We start from the raw sequence: 18,563 nt of genomic DNA on the forward strand, positions 1-18,563 counted from the left end.
CGCTCGTCGGCAGCGTCAGATGTGTATAAGAGACAGGCCTTGAGAAGCCCACCCTCAAGGATCTGGATCCCGGGGCGTTCACCCTTCCGGAGGAGGTCAGGCTTGCCACTGTGATCGCCAAGTTCCCGGAGGAGATTCGCAAGGCCGCCCGGGATCTGGCGCCTCACAGGATGGCTTACTACGCCCAGGAGCTGTCCGAGGCCTTTCATTCCTTCTACAACGTGGCCCGCATAATAGGCGAGGAGGAGCGTTTGAGGAAGAACCGCATGCTCCTTATGGAGGCCGCCAGGATAACCCTTAGGAACGTGTTGGGAATACTGGGGGTCAGGGCCCCGGAGAGGATGTAGATGCCAAAGCTCCGTTGGGTGCTCTTTTGGTCTGCGTCGTCGTTGGTGGTGGCCATATTGGCCACCGCCTTTGTCATGGAGACCCGCAAGGTGGACCGCCTTGCCGCTCTGGTTGACAAGCGGATGGATGAGCTGGTGGCCCTAAACCGTAAAAACCAGGAGATGGAGCGCAAGATCCGTTACTATGCCACAGACGAGGGATTGGCCCGACTTGCCAGGGAGGAGTTCAACCTGTTCTTTCCCAACGAGGTGGTCTATCGCATAGAGGTGGTTCCGGAGAAACCCTTGCGGAGAAAATAGAAAGGCCATATAATCCCTTGATGTATGTCCCTGCCTTCCGTTTGGCGGAAGGCCTAAGTCCGTAGGGAGGAGGTGAAAGTCGTGAGGCCATACGAGTTGGTTGTCATTCTCACGGCGGATTTGGAGGATCCCAAGTCCGCGGCGGAGGAGCTGGCGGAGGTTCTCAAGTCCCAGGGTGCGGATGTGGAGAAGGTGGACCTTTGGGGCAAGAGGCGTCTTGCCTATCCCATAGCCAAGAAGTCCGAGGGTGTTTACGCCCTTTATACCTTCAAGCAGAAGCCCTCCATGATAAAGGAGATGGAGCGGGTTCTTCGTCTTAAGCCCCAGGTGATGCGTCACCTGGTGATAAGCCGCGACGAGAAGTAGTCATCTGGGGGGTGTTCTTGGATGTCCCGTGGCTTTAACAAGGTGATACTCATGGGCAACCTGGCCAGGGATCCGGATGTCAGGTACACGCCGAGCAAGCAGAAGGTGGCCCGGATAACCGTGGCGGTGGGACGTCAGTGGAAGTCCGCCAACGGGGAGGTTCAGAACCAAACGGACTTCGTCCCCGTTGTCTTGTGGGGATCTCTTGCGGACATATGCGAGAGGTACCTGAGGAAGGGCCGTCCCGTGTTGATTGAGGGACGCATATCCGTTCGGGATTTTGACGACCCAAAGAGCGGGCAGCGCCGTTGGATAACCGAGGTGGTGGCCAGCGGGCTTACCTTGCTGTCCGGTGGCAGGAGGGATGAAGAGGCTTCGCCTTTCCAGCCCGGATCTTCCAGGGGATCCTATGGGGACTTTGGCAGCCTCAGGGACGACAAGGACTTTGGCGATGAATTCCCGATGGACATATCCACCCTGTCGGAGGGTGACGAGGAACAGCCGGACATACCCTTTTAGTCGCGGCTTGTCATGGCGGATTTCTTGGCGGGGTTTGGACCCTGCCGTTCGATTGCGTTGAGCGATGCTGCTCTTCCGTGGAAGGGAGGGAATAGGTGTGAACGATCGTTACAGCAACAGCAACGGGAATAACAACCGCAAGCGCAGGAAGCGGCGTCCCAAGGTGTGTCATTTCTGCGTGGACAAGGTTGAGAAGGTTGATTACAAGGAGTTCGACAAGCTTCGCAAGTACGTTACCGAGAGGGGCAAGATAGTTCCCCGCAGGGTGACCGGTACCTGTGCCAAGCATCAGCGGCAGCTAACCAGGGCCATAAAGAGGGCTAGGATCCTGGCTCTGCTCCCCTTCACGGCGGACTAGTTCTTTTGGATCCTTAGGTTGTGACAGGTGGGGGGCGAAAGCTCCCCATCGGTCTTTTTGGGGCTTTGCCCCGGAGCACGCTTTTGCTTTTGGGAGGACAGATATGACGCCCATAAGGTCTTTGGTGGAGTCGGCCCTTCTTTCGGCCCTCGGGGCGGCCCTTTTCTTGGCCAGCAACTTCATCCCCGTGGCGGGAGCCTTCCTTACCCTTTTGTGTCCTGCCCCCCTGGTCATACTTGGGCTCAGGCACAGTCTTAAGAACGCGGTGCTTGGAATGTCCGTGGCATCGCTGGTCTCGGTGCTTTTCCTTGGCATTCAGGGGGGGCTTTTCTTCTTCCTGGGGTTCGGGGTTCTTGGGGTAGGGTTGGGAGCTTTAGCTAGGAGCAGGGAGAGAGGAGTTGAGATCCTGTTTTACGGGGTCTTGATATCCCTGGTCAGCAAGTTGGCCCTCGTGGCGGTGATGGTTAAGCTCACCGGCGTGAACCCCTTTTCCTTTGGGGATCCTGCTCAGATGGAGGCGGTGGTGGATCGGGTGTTCCGGTTCTACGCCAGCCACGGAATGGATCCGAAGTCCCTTGAACAGGTGAAGGCACAGTTGATGCAGACCTTCCGCATGTTGCCGGACATGTTCCCAGCCCTTATAACCATGGCCTCTGCGTTGGATACTTACCTTTCCTACACGGTGACCCGTGCGCTGTCCCTAAGGGTTTCCATGGGGTCGTTGCCTGCCTTGCCCAAGTTCTCCCGATGGCGGTTCCCCAAGAGCGTCCTTTGGGCCTTTCTCTTTTCGGTGGTGTTGTCCGTGGCGGCTGGGCCCGAGGGTCGTGGGGTACTGGCCCAGGGAGCTTTAAACCTTCGGATCGTACTTCAGATGCTGTTCTTCCTTCAGGGGGCGGCGGTTATGTGGTATTTTTTAGAGCGGCGCGGGGTGTCCAGGGGTTTCAGGTTTTTGTTGGCCGCGTTGTTGGTGTTGGTGCCCTTTTTGTCCGGCGGTGCCATAATGGTTGGGCTTCTGGACATATGGTGGGATTTTAGGACCCGTTTTGGAGGTGATGTGGCTTGAAGGTGGTTCTCAAGGAGGACGTGAGCAAGCTGGGACGGAAGGGCGATTTGGTGGAGGTGTCCGACGGGTACTTCCGCAACTTTCTTTTGCCCCGTGGGTTGGCGGAGGAGGCCACTCCCGGCAAGCTCAAGGAGATAGAGGAGAAGCGCAGGAGCAACGCCGCCCGGGAGGCGAAGCTCATGGCTCAGGCCAAGGAGAACGCCGCGGTTTTGGGAGGAAAGCGGGTGGTGGTTAAGGCCTCCGCTGGTGAGTCCGGCAAGCTCTTTGGCGCGGTGACCGCTCAGCAGGTGGCGGATGCCATAGAGGCCCAGCACGGGGTGAAGGTGGACAAGAGAGACGTCAAGATGGATCAGGTCAAGCAGATCGGGGAGTACCGCTTCAAGGTGAGGCTTTACCAAGGGGTAGAAGCGGAGATGTTCCTTTCGGTGGAGGCCTAGGGCTTTGGCGGAGCCCTCTTTCGATAGGATTCCGCCCCACAACCTGGAGGCAGAGCGGGCCGCTTTGGGGGCCTGTCTTTTGGACCGGGAGGCCATGTTGGCGGTTACGGAGACTTTAAACCCCCAGGATTTTTACGACCATCGGCATAGGCTCATATTTGAGCTCATCCAGGACATGGCCCGGAAGGACAAGCCGGTGGACGCCCTTACCTTTTTGGACGAAGCTCAAGGCAAGGGGCTTTTGGAGAGGATGGGAGGGCGGGCGTTCGTGGCTGCCCTGGCTGACTCGGTGACCACCACCGCCAACGCGGAGTACCACGCCCGCATGGTGAAGGATAAGGCGGTGCACCGTCGCCTTATTCAGGTGGGGAGTGAGATAACCCGGCTGGGTTATCAGGAGGACCGGGAAAAGGAAGAGATCCTGGATGAGGCGGAGCGCCTGGTCTTTGAGATAGGCACCGGTGCCTCGGGGGTATCCTTTAAACCCTTAAGGTCCGTGCTGGGAGAGACCTTCCGTCAGATAGAGGAGCGATTTAACTCCGGCAGTCTGGTCACCGGGGTTCCCACCGGTTTTGATGACTTTGACCGCCTTACCGGTGGCCTCCAGCCGGGTAGTTTGAACATCCTGGCCGCCAGGCCATCCATGGGGAAGACCGCCTTTGCGCTGAACATAGCTCAGAACGCGGCGATTCGGGCAGGAATGCCGGTGGTCGTATTCAGCCTGGAGATGGGGGCGGAGCAGTTGGTCCAGCGGTTGCTGGGTGCCGAGGCGGGGGTGAACATCCACGACTTGAGGACCGGTCGTTTCCCCGAGAGTTCCTGGGAGAAGCTGGCCAGGGCGGCGGGGATGTTGAGCGAGGCCCCCTTGTTCATAGACGACAGTTCCATGTTGTCCACCTTGGAGATGCGGGCCCGCTGCAGGCGTTTCAAGGCCCGTTATGGGGACTTGGGGCTGGTGGTGGTAGACTATCTTCAGCTTATGAGCCTGCCGGGCCGGGCGGACAACAAGCAGCAGGAAGTGGCGGAGATATCCAGGGCTTTGAAGGGGATAGCCCGGGAGTTCAACGTGCCGGTTTTGGCCCTTTCGCAGCTCTCCCGGGCGGTGGAGCTGCGTAACGACAAGCGGCCCCAGCTGTCGGATCTAAGGGACAGCGGCGCCATAGAGCAGGATGCGGATCTGGTGATATTGCTGTACCGCCCGGGTTATTACGACCGGGATCAGGCGGATACCAACATACAGGCGGAGGCCATCGTGGCCAAGCACAGGAACGGCCCCACCGGGAAGGTGGATTTGGTGTTCCTGAAGGAGTTTGCCAAGTTTGAGAGCCTAGAGAGGCGGTACAGTTAAGGGCGGCGGTTCCCGCCCTTGGCTTTATAAGCTAGGCGCCCCAGGAGGCGTAAAAGGAGGGTCTTCCCTTGGCGGTGGACAAGATGTGGGATGTTCTGCGATTTCTTAGGACCCCCCAGAAGGAGGAGGAGCCCCAAAGGGCCGAGGAATCCTCGCTGCCCCCGGAGGAGGCTAAGCATCGTATAGATTCCAAGCTGGAGGAGGCCCTTAAAGCGGCGGAAGAGATGGTGGACCTTTACTCCGCGGCCTCCGGTGGAGGCGCTGCGGGGCAGGGGGGGGCTGGTGTGGCCAGGCCTTTACCGGATGCCCCTGTCAGCCCTGCGGAGGAGGGGGTATTGCTGCCCCCTCCCGATGAGGCCCAGTCTTTCCCATTGCCCCCGGTGGGGGTGCCCTCCGAGGGGCTTGAGATGATACCCGTTGACCGGGTAAGGCCGAATCCATATCAGCCCCGGCTGTTGCTGGACGAGGAGGAGATAAGGGAGCTTGCGGACTCCATCCGGCAGGTGGGGGTTCTTCAGCCCCTGCTGGTCCGTCCCGTGGCGGATGGTTACGAGCTGGTGGCGGGTGAGCGTAGGCTTCGGGCCGCCAGGGAGGCGGGGCTGGAGAGGGTCCCGGCGTTGATAGTGGAGGTGGACCCCCACTCTCAGCAGCTGCTGGCCTTGGTGGAGAACCTCCAGCGGAAGAACCTGTCCGCGGTGGAGGAGGCCCGGTGTCTTCAGGACCTTTTGGAGAAGACCGGCTGGAGCCAGGGGGAGCTTGCCCGTCGTCTTGGCAGGTCCCAGGCGGCGGTGGCCAACAAGATAAGGCTTCTCAAGCTGGATCCGGAGGTGCAGGAGCTGGTGGTGTCCGGCCGTTTGAGCGAGCGTCACGCCAGGTCTTTGCTTGCGGTGCCCCTGGAGGAGCAGAGGGAGCTGGCCTACCGGGTGATAGAAGAGGAGCTGAACGTTCGAGATCTTGAGCGGGTAGTGGCCCTTAAGACCGGTGGGGAGCAGCGGTCTCAGAAGAAGCGCTCTGCCCAGCGGGATGAGCAGGAGTCCCAGGCTGCGGCGGGGCCTGCCGGCGAGCTGCTGAGGGAGGTGGCGGCGCTGGTGAGCAAGCATAGAAACCGAGGTCTTCCCGCCCAGTGGCAGGTCAAGGAGCTTGCCCAGAGCGTAATGGTGGTGGAGATAGTTGTGGACATGAAGGAGGCAATGCTTGATGACTCCAAGGGGTAGCGTCCCTGGTGGGGCTAAGGGTGTAGGCGATGGGGGGGGTAAACTGCCTGGGGATGCCGGCGGTATCGTGCCCCGTAAACTCTTTTTGCTGATGGGAGGAATAACCCTAGGCCTTCCCAACCTGGTCTTTTCGGGGTTCCTTTTCTACGACCCCCTTCACCTGCTTAAGTGGATGGTGACCATGGTGCCGGTGGCTGTGCTCTCTGTGGCGGCGGGTTGGACCGTTTTAAGGCGGGGGCCTGAGAAATCCCGCTTCATGGTGGACACGTTGGGTTGCATGTGGCTTTTGATCATCCTTTGGGCGTCGGTTCAGCCGTTGTTTGGGGACCTCAAGTCGCTGCCCACCTTCATCCGGGAGTGGTTTGCCCTGGGGGGCCTTGTGGCGTTCTACTTCGTGGCCTACAACGCCTTCGGCGGCGAAGAGGACCTTAGGGTTTTCCTGTGGCTTGCCATGGTGAACTGCGCTTTGAACGTAGCGTTCGCCGAGGTCCAGACCCGTTTGGACAAGATCCCGTTTCCGTTCATCCTGAACGCTCCGGGCAACTACGTGGGAAACACCGCTCAGCAGGAGATGTTTGGCCTTTGGGCCGCCATGGCGTGTTTTTGCGGCGTTTACCTTCACTTGTCGTATTCCGAAAGGCCCCCACGGGGCAGGTGGATGGAGCCTTTGAACCTGGCGCTTCTTGCGGTTAATGGGTGGGGCTTTTGGAACTCCACCGCCAGGGGGGGGATAGTGTCCTTTGTGGTGGGTCTTGTGGTGCTTGCTTTGCTGGTGGCAAGGAACTTCCCTTCCAAGCGGGTGGTCCTTTCTCGAAGGATGGCCGCGGGGGTTTTGGTGATGGGGCTCATGCTGGCCGCCACCATTGGGGCGGGGCATCTAGGGTTGAGCCGTTCCGCGGCGCTTTTGAGCAAGGCGGCGGACGTGGTGGAGAACCCCACCACCGTGGGGGGGCGCATAGGGATATGGCGGAGCAGCTGGGAGGTATTCAAGTTCCATCCCATTAAGGGTGTGGGGTTGGGGCAGTTTAAACTGCACTACCTGGCGGGGCAGAGGCTTATGTTCGATCGTCATCCCGACGGGCTTTGGCAGTACACCCTTTGGGCCCACAACGAATATCTTCAGTGGCTGGCGGAGTTTGGGGTCATAGGAGCGGTCCTCCTGGGGTTGGCCATGGTTTGGTGGCTTAAGGGGTTCCTTTTGGCGGTCTTAAGGGGCGTTGAGGTGCCCTTGTATTGCGCCTGGGCCTGCGGGATGGCCTTCATCGTGGCCGCCGACGCGGTGTTCAGCCGTCCCTTCCACCGGGTTGAGAACGTGGTTTGGCTTGCCTTTGCCCTGGCGGTTTCCGCCAGGTCGTTGTTGCCCAGGGAATCTTGGTTTAACGGCATAAGGAACCAGTGGGTTACTAGGGCCTTTGGGGGGGCTTGGATGGCGGTGGCGCTGCTGGGGCTCATGTACCTGGCGGACGGCTACGTGGGGGATAGGATGCTCTTGACCGCCAGCAGGGTGCAGGATCCCGACGCCAAGCTTATATACGTCAACAAGGCGGCAAGCCACATCATGACCCGCGAGGAGGCGGAGGAGCAGAGGGGCTACTACTTTTTGGCCTTAGGGCGCTATCTCAAGGACCCGGTGGTGTTTCGCAAGGGGGCGGACATACTGTACCAGGCGTTCGGCCATAAACCGGACACCAAGAAGCTGTTCGAGCTTATAAACGCCTACGGCATGCTTAGGGACAAGGAGAAGGTGCTGGAGTTGGTTTATTACCTAAAGCCCGGCACCTACCGGCTGCACTTCTAGGTGCATAGGAAGCCGCAAATCCTTTTTGATGAAGGGGTCTCTGATTTGAGGCCCCTTCGGTTTTTTTATGTCCCGTTTTGTGGTAATTTGGGTGCCGTAAGAGATCGCGGCCTTTCGTTGGGGGTATAGATGTGTCCTTTTGGCAGGATATAGGTGAGCTGAACTGGCAGCTTATATTGGCTTTGGTGCTCATAAGCGCCGTTGTGGCCTACGTGGGGGACGTGCTTGGCATGCGGGTGGGGAAGAGGAGGGTGTCCCTGTTCGGGTTAAGGCCCAGGCACACGTCGTCGGTTATAACCACCGTGACCGGCGTGCTGATAACCTTAAGCACCTTGGTGGTTCTTGGCTTTGCGTCATCCACGGTTCGAAGCGCCCTTTTGGGGATGAAGATAATAAACCGTCAGATGCAGGAACTTAACGTCAAGCTTGAGGATAGCCGCCGGGAGCTTTCCGAGTCCCAGGGCAGGCTTTTTGAGAGCCACGAGGCGATGGAGTTGATGGAGGCCCGTCTTAAGGAGATGGAGGCCCGCCTTGGCGCCGCTTCGGGGGAGCTTGAGGCGGTAAGGCGAAAGTACCAGGGGCTTCTTGCAAAGACATCTGAGCTGGAGGGTAAGAGATCCCAGCTGGAGGAGCAGCTTAAGGAGCTCAGCTCCCAGCGGGACCGGTTGGCGGCGGAGGTGGCGGATCTCAAGGCAAAGAGGGATGCTTTGGAGAAGGAACTGCAGCAGATGAGGTCCGGCCGCATAATGGTGTTTGCCGGGGAGTTGTTGCACCAGGTCTCTTGGAATGGGACCGGCGATCCCATGGAGGCGGTTTTGGCCCTTTTGAACCGGGCGCGGGCCAGTCTTGCCCTTAGGTTTGGCCTTAGGCCAGAGGCCGTGGCATTAAGGCTGGATCCGCAGGAGGAAGCCAAGGCCCTTGCGGCCCTGAAGGAGGGGGCGGGGAGGAAGGTTTTAAGGCTTTTCGCCTCCTCCAACGCCACCATGGGGGAGACGCTGGACTGTTCCATTAAGGTCTACAGGAGCGTTTTGGTGGTTAGAGACGGTGAGGTCCTGGCGGCCGAGCGGTTCAAGGGGGCCTTGAATCCCTCTGATGCGGAGCGGGTGTTGTACGGCATCCTTAAAGAGGTAAACCAGAGGGTGGTAAGCCGCGGCTTGCTCAAGGATCCTTTGAGCGGTAACGTCGGAGGGGTTACGGCGGCGGAGTTCTTCGACGCGGTGGAGCGGATGTCCAGCGGGGACGGGCCTTTTGAGGTGAAGGTGGTGGCCAAGGGGGACGCCTATACGGAGGGGCCCCTTGAGGTGACCATAAGGGTGGAAAGGTGACTTTTGGGGGTGTTCCAAGTGCTCATAGTTGAGTGTCAGAACTGCGGACAGGTCAGGGTTTTGGCGGGTTCTTCGGATCCCTCCGGGATGGTCAAGGTGGCCTTTACCTGTGGTTCCTGCGGGGCTGGGCAGGTGCTTCAGCTCAACGTGTCGTCCAGCGCGGAGGGAAGGGATCTTAGGGGTATGGTGCTTGGCATGGCCATTGCGGGTCCTAGGACCGCGTGATCTAGCGGGAGGGTTGATTTTTGACCGTCCTTGGGGACTATGTGACCTACGACAGCAAGGAGTCGGTGAGGCCCGAGGAGCTTCAGGAGCTTTACCGGTTCACCCACTGGGGGAAGAGCAGGACCTTGGAGCAGATAGACCGGATGCTCCAGGGTACCAGCATGTGTTTCTCCATGAGGTACAAGGGCAGGTTGGTGGCCTTTTGCCGCTTCATAACCGACTTCGTGTTCAGGGGTACCATATGGGATATACTGGTTCACCCGGATCACCAGGGCAAGGGGGTTGGGAGCGCCCTGTTGGACTACGTTTTGGAGCATCCGGTGGTGAGCCCCATCCCGCTCATCATAACGTACAGCAGCGATTTGTCGTCCTTTCTTACCAGGAAGGGTTTTGAGCGCCGGGACGGGGCGGTGGTTTTGATAAAGAGGCCAATAGAGTATACTTGATTTTAGTATTGGGCCTTGGTGGCCAGGGAGTTTTGTGGTATAACCCCATCGTCCCCTTTAATTGGAGGGGGTAATAAATCTTGGAGGTGTGTTTGTTGAGCAAAGAGAGGTTCCTTTTCACGTCCGAGTCGGTGACGGAGGGGCACCCCGACAAACTCGCGGACCAGATCTCCGACGGCATATTGGATGCCATACTGGAGAAGGATCCGATGGGTCGGGTTGCCTGTGAGACCTTGGTGACCACCGGGCTTGTGGTTGTGGCGGGAGAGATAAGCACCAACTGTTACGTGGACATCCCCAGGCTTGCCCGGGACATAGTCAAGGAGATAGGTTATACCAGGGCCAAGTATGGTTTTGACGGGGACACCTGTGCGGTGGTTACTTCCATAGATGATCAGTCTCCGGACATAGCCCAGGGGGTTGACAGGGCGCTGGAGATAAGGGAGTCCCATATGACCGACAGCCAGATAGACGCCATAGGTGCGGGGGATCAGGGGATGATGTTCGGTTATGCCTGTGACGAGACCGAGGAGCTAATGCCGGCTCCGATCTCCCTGGCCCACAAGCTGGCAAGGCGGCTTGCCATGGTCAGGAAACAGCGTATACTTCCGTACCTTAGGCCCGATGGGAAGACCCAGGTGACGTTGGAGTACGTGGATGGGAAGCCCGTACGGGTGGATACCATAGTGGTGAGCACCCAGCATCATCCGGCGGTCGACGCCTCCCAGATAGAGGCGGATGTGGTGGAGCACGTCATTTATCCGGTGATACCGCCGCATCTCATGGAGCGGAAGCCCAGGATACTGGTTAACCCCACCGGGCGTTTCGTTTTAGGGGGTCCCTTGGCGGACACGGGGCTTACGGGGCGCAAGATAATAGTTGACACCTACGGTGGCATGGTGCCCCATGGGGGCGGCGCCTTTTCCGGGAAGGACCCCACCAAGGTGGACCGGTCGGCGGCTTACATGGCCCGTTACGCCGCCAAGAACGTGGTGGCCGCGGGGCTTGCCAAGGCCTGTCAGATCCAGGTGGCCTACGCCATAGGTGTGGCGCACCCGGTCTCCATAATGGTGGACACCTTCGGAAGCGGCGTGATATCCGATGAGGCCATGACGCAGCTCATCCGGGAGCACTTCGATTTCAGGCCCGGTGCGATAATAAGGGACCTTGACCTCAGGAAGCCTCAGTACCGGAGGCTTGCGGCTTACGGCCACATGGGACGGACTGATCTGGATCCCCTGCCCGCCTGGGAGCGGACCGATCGGGCGGAAGCCCTTCGGAAGGCGGCTGAAAGGGTCTGATGCTGAGAAGGGGGGCCTTGGTCCCCCTTTTTTCTTTTCTGAAGGGGCTGGTCCACCTCTTCTTCCCCGCCTCTTGCCCTGTCTGCGGGGCCCTGGGGGAGGTGCTCTGTGCTGCATGCGGGGACGAGTTGTTGTCTTCCTCCGGGACGTCCAGCATTGCCCTTTGCGGTGGGGCGGTGGAGGTTCTGTACGGTGGGGTCCACGAGGGGGTTTTAAGGGACGTGGTCCACCTCTTTAAATATCGGGGATGGAGGTCCTTGGCCTTTCATGCCGGGGTGGCGATGGGTAGGCGGTTCTCCCCTTTGGGGGCTTGTCTTGTGCCGGTTCCTCTTCACCGGGACAGCCGAAGGGGGTACAACCAGGCTTTGTCTTTGGCGGAGGGGCTGTCCAGCGTCTGGGGATTTCCGGTGGAGGATCGCCTTATCTGGCGGGCCAGGGTGGTCTCCCAGGTGAAGTCCAAGGATCGCCTGGTGCCCAAGGGTGCCATGGGTTGGTCTGGTCATGGCGGGCGGAAGGGGGTTGTACTAGTGGATGACGTTTTGACCACCGGGGGTACCCTTAGAGCCGCCGCGGAGGCTTTAAGAGGGGCGGGTTGTTCTGTGGCTGGGGTTGTGGTTTTAAGCCTTTCCAGCGCCTTCGAAGGCGGCAGGACAGGGGGGAGCTTGAGCTCTTCCGTTTAAGGGGTGGTGAAGTTGGGGGAGTTGGACCTTATATCCTGCGTCATGTGCGGTAAGGCCTTTGTGGCCCCGAGGGGGGGCGCCCCCTTTTGTCCCGCTTGCAAGGATGAGGCAGTGAGGCTGTACATGGTGATAAGGGCCATGTTGCGGGGCTTCCCTTCCCTTCGGCTGTCGGTGAGGGATGCGGCGGACGTCCTTGGAGTTCCGGAGGAGGTGGTTAAGGCCCTTTTTGCCTGGGATTACTCCCCCGTGTTTGGGGCGGAGGACTCATGCCCCATGTGCGGGGAGAAGTCCCCCATGGGGGGGCTTTGCGACCGTTGCCGGGCTTACGTCAAGCACAGGATGATGATTTCGGATCATTAAAATTGGGTTGGGCTACTAAAGATTTTCCCGTTGGGTTCCGATAAGTTCGGTGAGGACCTGGGGATCCTGGAAAAGGGGAGATCGTGAGATGATAGATCGCATAGACAGGATATATGGCGGCCATCCGGTGGACCGCAAGTCGCGCAGGGCTTATGGGGGCGCCGTGGATGGGGCTGGGAAGGACCACGTTGAGGTGAGCTCCTTTGGCAAGGAGCTTGCGTCGGCGGTGAAGGAGATGCAAAAGTTGCCCGACGTAAGGGCCGATAAGATAGAGGAGCTTCGTTCCAGGATTGAGGCGGGTTCTTACCGGCCGGATCTTGGGGTGTTGGCGGAGCGGCTGCTTAAGGCGGGAATAACGAGGGGTGTGTAGCCGTTGAGCTTCCCTGAGCTTGTGAAGACCCTTGAGATGCAGGATGAGGTTTTAGGGCAGTTGGGGGATCTTCTTATAAGGCAGAGGGAGGCGCTCAGGGATGGGCGCCTTCAAGTTTTGCAGGACCTCTTCCGGGAGATGCAGTTTCTTTCCGTGAAGGCCCAGGCGTTGGAGGGGAAGCGCGTGAGGCTCTGTGCCGCTTTGGCGTCGGGGTTGGGCTGTGAACCCGTGGTGTCCGAGATGTGCGAGCGGCTGAGCCCTGAGGAGGGGGAGCTTCTCAAGGCGAGGGGCAGGGCTTTGGCCAATCGGGTGGGCTTGCTGAGGTCTGAGATGAAGCTGTTGGAGATGCTCATGGACGAGGCCAGGATGCTCAATGAGATGATGATAAGCGAGTGGCGCAGGATGAGGGCCCCTTTCGATGAAGCCGGGGGATTCAACGCCAGGATATAGGGGGGTAGGGCTTTGCTCAACAGCTTCTTTGGTTTTGAGATGGGCCGAAGGGCCATGGACTACTTCAGGCGGGGCATGGAGGTGGCGGGGCATAACATGTCCAACGCCCAGGTGGAGGGTTACTCCCGCCAGAGGGTTGAGGCCTCTGCCAGCGATCCCTTCACGGATCCCGGTCTTGCCCGGCCGGCGGTGCCGGGTCAGATAGGGACTGGGGTTCAGACCGATGCCATAAGGCGCCTTAGGGATCTCTTCCTGGACGCCCAATACCGGGAGGAGGTCTGCGTCAAGGGTTACTGGGACACGGTGCTCGGGGCCATAAACCAGACGGAGACCTATGTGAACGAACCGGGGGGAAAGGGCTTCCAGGCCTCCATGAACGAATTCTGGGCGGCCCTGCAGGAGGTGTCCAAGAGGCCGGATAACAGCGCCACCAGGGAGAATTTGGTGCAGAACGCCAAGAACGTGGTGGTTTTCCTGCAGCAGCTCAAGACCAACTACGACCAGTACAGGACGGCGTTGAACAAGGAGGTTCGCCTCAAGGTTGATGAGGCCAACTCCCTTATAGACCAGATCGCCCAGCTCAACGGGGTAATAGAGGAGATAAAAGGGGTGGGGGGTAATCCCAACGACCTATTGGATCGTAGGGATCTTTTGGTTGAGAAGCTCTCCAAGATGATCGACTGCACCGTGGGAAGCCCCTGCATGGACGAGGCCGACGGGGATTTCAAGGTTGACCTTGGGGGCAAGCTCTTGGTGCAGGGCACTAAGACGAGGCACCTGGTGCTTGTGCCGGTGGCGGGCAATCAAGGCTTCTTTGACGTTCAGGTGGAGGACAACGAGTTCCAGCACGTTTCGGATCCCACCGTGGCGTTGGCTATAATAGAACAGCGGATGCCCGAATCGGTGGTCTCCCTTGAGGTTCAGCGTTTGGCCAACGAGAAGCGTTGGGAGCTGGGCCGGGGGGACGCGATGCTTTCTGTGACCGACAAGGACGCGGCCATTGGCTTAAGGGGCAGCTTTGCCCTTCAGGTTTCCTCGTCGGGGGTGGTTAAGAGCACCTCGTCGTTCCCCGCCTCCGGGGGCAACCCCGCTGGGACGGTTTTAATACCCCCCTCTGGAGGCTCAGCCTCGTACAGGTTCAGGTTGGCGGCGGGGTCCTTTGAGTCCCTGGTGTCGGCGGTGTGGAACAGCGGCACCTCCCAGTGGGACATATCGGACAACCTTGGCAACAGCGCGTCCACCGCTGGAGGGCTTTTGAACCTTTCGGACCTCAACGGCTTCTTCACCGCCAACTACGGTTCCGCCTTCAACTCATCGGTGTCCTCCGGTGGTGACCAGCTCACCCTTTCGAGCGTGGACCGGCACTTGATATCCATATCGGATGTACAGGGTGATCTGGCGTACCGCATGGGGCTTACGGGGAGCTCTCCGGCGGTCACCATAGAGATTACCGAAGGGGACTCCCTCACCACCATAGCCAACAAGATAAACTCCGCTTACTCCAGCGATCTTGCGAGGAAGATCCCGCCGGAGATGACCACCAATCCTCCGGGGACTCCTCCGGCAAGGCCGGAGGAGTGGCTTCGGTGCCTAATCGAGCAGGACGGCACCACCGGCAACTATTATCTAAAACTCCAGAGCGATCTTGTGGGTGAGGGTTACAGGATAAACGTCCTTGGGGGCAGCGACTGCGGGACCGGTCAGGGGGGCAGCCTCTACATGGCCCGTAAGCTGGGGTTTGTTAACGCCGATGACTCAACCAGCGTGGTAGCTTACTCCGAGGACGCCTACTTCAAGTTCGAGGGACGGGAGTACCTCTCCAGCACCAATTCGTTCAAGGACGCCCGGTCCCTGTCGGCTTCGGACCTTTGGTCCGCCTCTTCCGCCACGGAGGTCTACAAGGGGCTTCGCCTGGAACTCAAGGGGGTAGGCCTTACCCAGATTCAGTGCCGCCACCACGTCAAGGGAGGCGAGATACGGGGGTTGCTTGAGTCCAGGGACGATTTTCTCCTGGCTCAGACTGACTGGTTCGACGAGATAGTCTACGGGTTGGTCACGGAGTTCAACTCCCTTCACTATTCCGGGCACGGGGCGGGGGACTACATAAACACCACCGGCATAGAGTTCTTTTCACCCGTAACCGGCAAGTACGGGGCCTCGGGGAGCTTTTCTCTTAACCCATTGCTGGAGGTGCACTCGTCGTTGATCGCCTCCTACAGCGGGGACGGCAAGGGCAAGGCCCAAGGGGCGGCGGGCAACTCGTCGGGGGACGGTTCGGTGGCCCTTAAGCTGGCCCAGCTCAAGCAGGCCAAGGTCTTAGACGGCCGCTCCGCGGACTTTAACTCCTACTACGAGAGCTTCATCGCCGAGCTGGGCGCCGCGGGGCAGCGGGCCACCACCATGTCCAAGAACCAGAAGGCCCTGGTGGACCAGATAGAGACCCAGAGGCAGTCGGTGATGGGGGTCAACCTGGATGAGGAGATGATGGACATAATAAAGTTTCAGCAGGCCTTTAACGGCATGGCCCGTTACATAACCACCATAGACGAGATGTTGGACAAGATAATAAACGGCATGGGCCGGGTGGGCCTGTAGGGGGGTGTGAGGGGTGCTTCAGCGGGTAACCAACAGCATGATGCACAACATGTTGCTTACGGATATGCAGAATAACCTGGCCAAGATGCTGGAGATACAGAAGCAGCTGGCCACCCAGAAGAAGTTCTCAAGGCCTTCCGACAACCCAATAGACGTAACCAGGTCCTTGGCGATGGACACCACCATAACGGAGAACGTGCAGTACCAGAGGAACCTGGACGACGCCCTTACGTGGCTTAAGAACACCGAGACCGCCTTCGACCAGATAACCAGCGTTTATCAGCAGGTGAGGCAGCTGGCGGTTTACGCCGGCGACGGGGGGTTGGTGGACGTGGATATGGGGGCCATAGCGGAGCAGCTTTACCAGCTTCAGGAGGAGATGAGGAACGCCGCCAACTACGAGGTGGAGGGGCGTTTCCTGCTTTCAGGCCTTTCCACCGGCGTGAGGCCCTTTGTTCGGGACGAGCGGGGGCGGGTTGTATACCAGGGCAGCACCATGCCCGTCTACTTTGAGATGGAGCGGCAGCAGCTGGGTCGGGTCTCCTTCACCGGCCGGGACCTGTTTCAGCTGGACGACAAAAAGTACACCATAACCGGTTTTGACGTTCCGCTGGACTTTTCTTGGAAGGGGCGGGACGAGATAATCCAGCTTCAGGTGGGGGATCAGGTGGTCAAGGCAAGGCTTCCTGAGAAGTGGAAGGATGAGAAGCTGGACAACGTGGCGGACAGCACCGACTACGACCGTTTCAGGGAGGCCCAGGAACTTGAGGGTTACAGCCTGGACGACATAGCGAAGGCCCTTAATGAGAGCATAGAGATGGGGGATCTCAAGCGTCTGGTATCTGTGTCGGTGGAGAAGGACGTCTCCAAGGGAGTTCAACGGCTGGTGGTCCGAAGCCACAACGGCCTTCCGGTTAGGCTTACAACCTGGCCGGAGACGGACATCCCGAACCTATCACAGGGGATCAAGGGTGCCGGTGTTCCCCTTGGGTTCACCGCCGATGCGGCTTCTACCATGTCGGTGGATTTCGGCGGCGGCGTGGTCTACCAGGTGCAGGTGGCGGGGAAGACCGTTGCCCAGATAGCCGATGAGCTCATGAAGGTGCCGGGCATATGGGCGGCCCGGAAGACCGACGGGGTTAACGAGTGGCTGGACGTGGTTAGCCGCGATCCATCAAAACCCTTCAGCCTTAAGATGGAGGGCACGGTGCAGAACCTCTTCGGAGGGGTTGACACGGTAAGCTCTTTGGAGGTCAGGAAGAACGTGGATCACAGCCACGTGGACCTTGGAAGGCTTCTTGGGATGGAGACGTCCCTTAAGTCTACGGAGGTAAGCACCGTTTGGAGTCAGGATACCACCGCCAGCCCACTGCACTGGAAGTTCGTCTCCGGCGCCAACAGGGCTGAGCTTTTCATAAACAGCGACCCGGATCTTACCATGGAGGAGCTTGCTCAAAGGATAACCGCCGTGGCCGGTGATTGGTTGGAGGCGGCGGTGGAGGCCGACGAGCCGGACGGCACCTATCCAAGCCCCGATCCGCTGGGCAACAGCGGGTCCAACGCGGAGGCAGCCACGAAGCGCCTCATATTGAGGACCCGTGACGGTTCTCCCCTGGTGCTTTACGACGGAGAGAAGGCGGGGGCCAACTACGCCGTCCAGTTGGGGGTTGACACGGCGCTTAGGGGAAGCGGGCCCGTTGTTTACCCCTCCGACGGATCAGGGGCCTTTGATGAGAACATGCCCGCCATGGTGGAGGTCACGGTGGGGGACAACACTTACACGGTGAAGCTTTGCCGCCTTAAGCACGACACGGGGGAGAAGATAGCGGAGGCCATAGTATCCCAGGTTAACCAGCAGGCGGGGGAGACCATCCTTGGGGTGGATAAGCTTGCCTCCATCTCCGACGACTTTGCCATACTGTCCCTTACGGGGCAGCCGGTTAGGATATCGGACCGGGGTTACGGGGACCCCGCTTACAGCGCTTACACCGGCGGATTGGCCATACAGCTTGGCGTATCCTCCGGTATATCGGGTGGCGGCGTGGCTGGCAACCTGGCGGCGGGATCCGATGGCATGTTGCGCATATCCTCCCTTGGCAGGTCCGTGGACGTGCCGGTGTTGGCGGGGGACAATGTTAAGAGCCTTTTGGACCGGGTTCGGGAGCTGGCGGGTGAGTGGCTTAACGTGTCCTACTATGACCCGGCGGTGGCGAATCCGCCAGGGGCGGGGCAGGTGAGGTTCTCTATATCGTCCAAGGACGGTTCGCCGGTTTCCATATTTGACGTCACCGGGACAGCGGCCTCCACATTTAACATGGGCACCGCCATTGAGGGTTCGTCGCTGGCCGCGTGGTCCCCCGTGGCGGGGGATGTGCTCACCTTGCAGGTGAATGGACTTAGCCACAGCATAGACCTTTACGATGAGAGCTCGGGACAGCCCATAGTTTCCAGCCTTGATGAGCTGGCGGACCTTATAAACGCCCGGTTTCAGGGGCAGGATTTGTTGGCCCGGGCGGTGGACCAGGGCGGTGGCAACAAGAAGCTTGTGTTGACCTCCCCCAGGGGGTACGTGGTGACGGTTGACGAGAGCGCCATGAGCGCCGCCACCAGGCTTGGGCTCACCAGCGGCCCCACCTGGACGGCTTCGTCCCCCAACAGGGGAGGCAGCGGGCCCTTCAACCAGGTGCAGCAGGTGAGGACGTTGGGAAACCAGTCGAAGCAGGATTTCTTCGGCGTCATGGACGACCTTATAAACGCGGTAAGAAACCAGGATCGACGGGGTATATCGGACTATCTCTTGGGCAAGGTTACCAGTTGGGGGGACAACCTGCTGAGGTGCCGCACCGAGTGCGGCGCCCTGGTGAACCGTTACGAGAACACCCAGGGAAGGCTTAAGCAGAACAACGTGAACCTCACGGACCTTCAGAGCAAGATATCCGACGTGGACCTTGCGGAGGCGGCCACCCAGTTCCAGATGTCCCAGGCGGTTTATCAGGCCAGCCTTGCGGTTATAGCCAGGATAGTTCAACCCACTCTTGTGGACTTTTTGAGGTGATGAAGG

Annotated in this window: 20 protein-coding genes; all 20 read left to right on the plus strand. The window is 59.4% G+C overall.

The window, feature by feature from the left end; translation table 11 throughout:
• The first annotated feature begins 62 nt into the window (after positions 1–62).
• Complete coding sequence (locus tag N2315_00005; GenBank protein ID MCX7827584.1) at positions 63–347, plus strand: DALR anticodon-binding domain-containing protein; 285 nt, start codon at positions 63–65, stop codon at positions 345–347.
• On the plus strand, positions 348–647 hold the full coding sequence (locus N2315_00010; protein ID MCX7827585.1) for a septum formation initiator family protein: 300 nt from the start codon (positions 348–350) through the stop codon (positions 645–647).
• A gap of 81 nt (positions 648–728) precedes the next feature.
• The gene (gene rpsF / locus N2315_00015; protein MCX7827586.1) at positions 729–1,013 is read left to right on the plus strand and encodes a 30S ribosomal protein S6; all 285 of its coding nucleotides are present in this window, start codon (positions 729–731) and stop codon (positions 1,011–1,013) included.
• A gap of 21 nt (positions 1,014–1,034) precedes the next feature.
• A complete protein-coding gene (ssb, locus tag N2315_00020; protein MCX7827587.1) occupies positions 1,035–1,532 on the plus strand; it encodes a single-stranded DNA-binding protein in 498 nt (165 codons plus the stop codon).
• A 97-nt stretch (positions 1,533–1,629) separates the two neighbouring features.
• Positions 1,630–1,890, plus strand: a complete 261-nt coding sequence (gene rpsR / locus N2315_00025; GenBank protein ID MCX7827588.1) for a 30S ribosomal protein S18 — start codon at positions 1,630–1,632, stop codon at positions 1,888–1,890.
• Positions 1,891–1,993: 103 nt separating this feature from the next.
• Positions 1,994–2,953, plus strand: a complete 960-nt coding sequence (locus N2315_00030) for a YybS family protein (GenBank protein ID MCX7827589.1) — start codon at positions 1,994–1,996, stop codon at positions 2,951–2,953.
• A gap of 2 nt (positions 2,954–2,955) precedes the next feature.
• Entirely contained in the window at positions 2,956–3,390 is a 435-nt protein-coding gene (rplI, locus tag N2315_00035) for a 50S ribosomal protein L9 (GenBank protein MCX7827590.1), read from the plus strand.
• Between the two features lie 4 nt (positions 3,391–3,394).
• Positions 3,395–4,738: a replicative DNA helicase gene (gene dnaB, locus N2315_00040; GenBank protein ID MCX7827591.1), complete on the plus strand. Its 1,344-nt coding sequence runs from the start codon at positions 3,395–3,397 to the stop codon at positions 4,736–4,738.
• A gap of 74 nt (positions 4,739–4,812) precedes the next feature.
• Positions 4,813–5,952, plus strand: coding sequence for a ParB/RepB/Spo0J family partition protein (locus tag N2315_00045; protein MCX7827592.1), 1,140 nt, complete (start codon positions 4,813–4,815; stop codon positions 5,950–5,952).
• Positions 5,936–7,750, plus strand: coding sequence for an O-antigen ligase family protein (locus tag N2315_00050; GenBank protein ID MCX7827593.1), 1,815 nt, complete (start codon positions 5,936–5,938; stop codon positions 7,748–7,750). Before N2315_00045 ends, N2315_00050 begins: the two co-directional genes overlap by 17 nt.
• Before the next feature lie 131 nt (positions 7,751–7,881).
• Positions 7,882–9,075 carry a DUF3084 domain-containing protein gene (locus N2315_00055; protein ID MCX7827594.1) on the plus strand — a complete coding sequence of 398 codons (1,194 nt, stop codon included), beginning with the start codon at positions 7,882–7,884 and terminating at the stop codon, positions 9,073–9,075.
• 18 nt (positions 9,076–9,093) lie between these two features.
• Positions 9,094–9,300, plus strand: coding sequence for a hypothetical protein (locus tag N2315_00060; GenBank protein ID MCX7827595.1), 207 nt, complete (start codon positions 9,094–9,096; stop codon positions 9,298–9,300).
• A gap of 20 nt (positions 9,301–9,320) precedes the next feature.
• Complete coding sequence (locus tag N2315_00065; protein MCX7827596.1) at positions 9,321–9,746, plus strand: GNAT family N-acetyltransferase; 426 nt, start codon at positions 9,321–9,323, stop codon at positions 9,744–9,746.
• Between the two features lie 86 nt (positions 9,747–9,832).
• Positions 9,833–11,047 carry a methionine adenosyltransferase gene (gene metK, locus N2315_00070; protein ID MCX7827597.1) on the plus strand — a complete coding sequence of 405 codons (1,215 nt, stop codon included), beginning with the start codon at positions 9,833–9,835 and terminating at the stop codon, positions 11,045–11,047.
• A 17-nt stretch (positions 11,048–11,064) separates the two neighbouring features.
• Positions 11,065–11,727 (plus strand): phosphoribosyltransferase family protein, encoded by a 663-nt coding sequence (locus tag N2315_00075; protein ID MCX7827598.1) that lies wholly within the window; start codon positions 11,065–11,067, stop codon positions 11,725–11,727.
• Between the two features lie 6 nt (positions 11,728–11,733).
• Complete coding sequence (locus tag N2315_00080) at positions 11,734–12,087, plus strand: hypothetical protein (protein MCX7827599.1); 354 nt, start codon at positions 11,734–11,736, stop codon at positions 12,085–12,087.
• A gap of 88 nt (positions 12,088–12,175) precedes the next feature.
• Positions 12,176–12,457 carry a flagellar biosynthesis anti-sigma factor FlgM gene (gene flgM / locus N2315_00085; protein ID MCX7827600.1) on the plus strand — a complete coding sequence of 94 codons (282 nt, stop codon included), beginning with the start codon at positions 12,176–12,178 and terminating at the stop codon, positions 12,455–12,457.
• Between the two features lie 3 nt (positions 12,458–12,460).
• The gene (locus tag N2315_00090; GenBank protein ID MCX7827601.1) at positions 12,461–12,907 is read left to right on the plus strand and encodes a flagellar protein FlgN; all 447 of its coding nucleotides are present in this window, start codon (positions 12,461–12,463) and stop codon (positions 12,905–12,907) included.
• Positions 12,908–12,919: 12 nt separating this feature from the next.
• Entirely contained in the window at positions 12,920–15,502 is a 2,583-nt protein-coding gene (gene flgK, locus N2315_00095; protein MCX7827602.1) for a flagellar hook-associated protein FlgK, read from the plus strand.
• A 13-nt stretch (positions 15,503–15,515) separates the two neighbouring features.
• Entirely contained in the window at positions 15,516–18,557 is a 3,042-nt protein-coding gene (flgL, locus tag N2315_00100) for a flagellar hook-associated protein FlgL (GenBank protein ID MCX7827603.1), read from the plus strand.
• Positions 18,558–18,563: the final 6 nt, after the last annotated feature.

It is taken from the genome of Thermanaerothrix sp. (genome assembly GCA_026417795.1).
Classification (GTDB): Bacteria; Synergistota; Synergistia; order Synergistales; family Synergistaceae; genus Thermanaerovibrio.